This window comes from Streptomyces sp. SID5464 (assembly GCF_009862985.1).
Lineage (GTDB): Bacteria > Actinomycetota > Actinomycetes > Streptomycetales > Streptomycetaceae > Streptomyces > Streptomyces chartreusis_D.
In genome coordinates this window covers 105023-106689 of record NZ_WWIQ01000077.1, presented here as the reverse complement: position 1 = coordinate 106689, position 1667 = coordinate 105023, and the positions used below count along the sequence as shown (strand labels likewise).

Annotated in this window: 1 pseudogene; it reads right to left on the bottom strand. The window is 71.4% G+C overall.

What is annotated here, in order from left to right:
* Window positions 1-1667, bottom strand: a pseudogene (locus tag GTY47_RS39220) (EAL domain-containing protein); the annotation flags it as partial.

The window sequence follows — 1667 nt, the reverse complement described above, 5'->3', positions numbered from 1 at the left end:
CTCTGCGCAGCCGGTACTCGTCCAGTGGCCCGGAGAACGCCATGCCCTGCCCGTGAGTGCAGCCCATCGCGCGCAGGGCGACGACCTGCTCGGGCAGATCCACCCCCTCGGCCACGGTCTTCAGCCCGAGGTCGCCGGCGATGCGCAGCAGCCCACTGGTGGTCTTCTGTAGCCGCGGGGACTCGACGACGCCCTCGACCAGACTGCGATCGAGCTTCAGCCAGTCGACGGGCAGCCGCCTGAGGGCCGTGATCGCCCCGTAGCCACTGCCGAACCCGTCGAGGGCGATCCGGACACCGACCCGCCTGAGGGCGCCCAGCCGCCGCTCCAGCTCGTCCAGGCCGGCCCTGGGGTCGGCGTCGGACAGCTCGATGATCAGCGACCCGGACGGCAGCCCGTGCCGGGTGAGCAGCGCCTCGATGGTGCCGAGCGGCATCGACCGGTCCAGCAGCCGACGGGCGCTCATCCGGACGACGACCGGCACGGACAGCCCGGTCGCATGCCGTTCAGCCGCCTGCTCGACAGCCTGCTCCAGCATCCAGCGGCCCAGCTCGCCGGTCTCGTCGCTGTCCTCGGCCCCGCGCAGGAACTCCGCCGGGGTGAACAGCACCCCCTGCGAGGAGCGCCAGCGCGCCTGCGCGGACACCGACGCGATGCGGCCGTCCTCCAGGGACACCACCGGCTGGTGCAGCAGGGCGAACTCGCCGTCGTGCAGCGCGGCCCGCAGTCGCGTGGCCGGCTCCGCCTTCCGTACGACGTCCTGCTGCATCTGCGGCTTGTACAGCTCGACGCGTCCCTTGCCGCCGGCCTTCGCCCGGTACATCGCCAGGTCGGCGTTGCGCAGCAACTCGCCCGCGCCGAGGCCGGCTCGGCGAAGGCGACACCGATGGAGGCGTTGACCCGGACATCGTTGCCGTCGATGACGTACGGCTGGGACAGCGTCGTCCTGAGGCGTTCGGCGAGCTCAAGGATGTGCCGTTCCCGCCTCGCGGTCGCGGGTGTTGTCCCCGACGATCAGGGCCGCGAACTCGTCGCCGCCCAGCCGGGAGGCGGTGTCGCCCTGCCGGACGGAGTCCTGGAGGCGGCGGGCGGCCTGGATGAGCAGCTCGTCCCCCGCCTGGTGCCCGATCGTGTCGTTGACGGCCTTGAAGCCGTCGAGATCGATGAACAGCACGGCCGTGTTCCGCAGGGCCACGCCCCGGTCGGAGGCGCGGCGCCCCGAAAGGGCGTGCTGCACGCGCTTGGTGAACAGGGCCCGGTTGGGCAGGTCCGTGAGCGGGTCGTGCTCGGCGTTGTGCTGCAACTGGGCCTGGAGCCGCACCCTTTCGGTCACGTCCCTGCTGTTGAAGATGAGGCCGCCCTGATGGCGGTTGACGGTCGACTCGAAATGGGGCCAGCCTCCGTCACCCGAGCGGAATCGGCACTCGATGCGCGTTGTGGGTTCCTCGACGGGATGGGCGGCGAGGAAACGCCGCACCTCGTGCACGACGCAGCCCAGGTCCTCCGGGTGGATCAGATTGGCCAGTTCCGTGCCCACCAGCTCCTCCGCCGGGCGGCCGTACACACCGGCGGCGGCCGGGGAGACGTACCTCAGGACCCCGCTGGGTGCGGCGATCATGATCACGTCGCTGGAGCCCTGCACCAGGGAGCGGAAGTGGTTCTCCTGC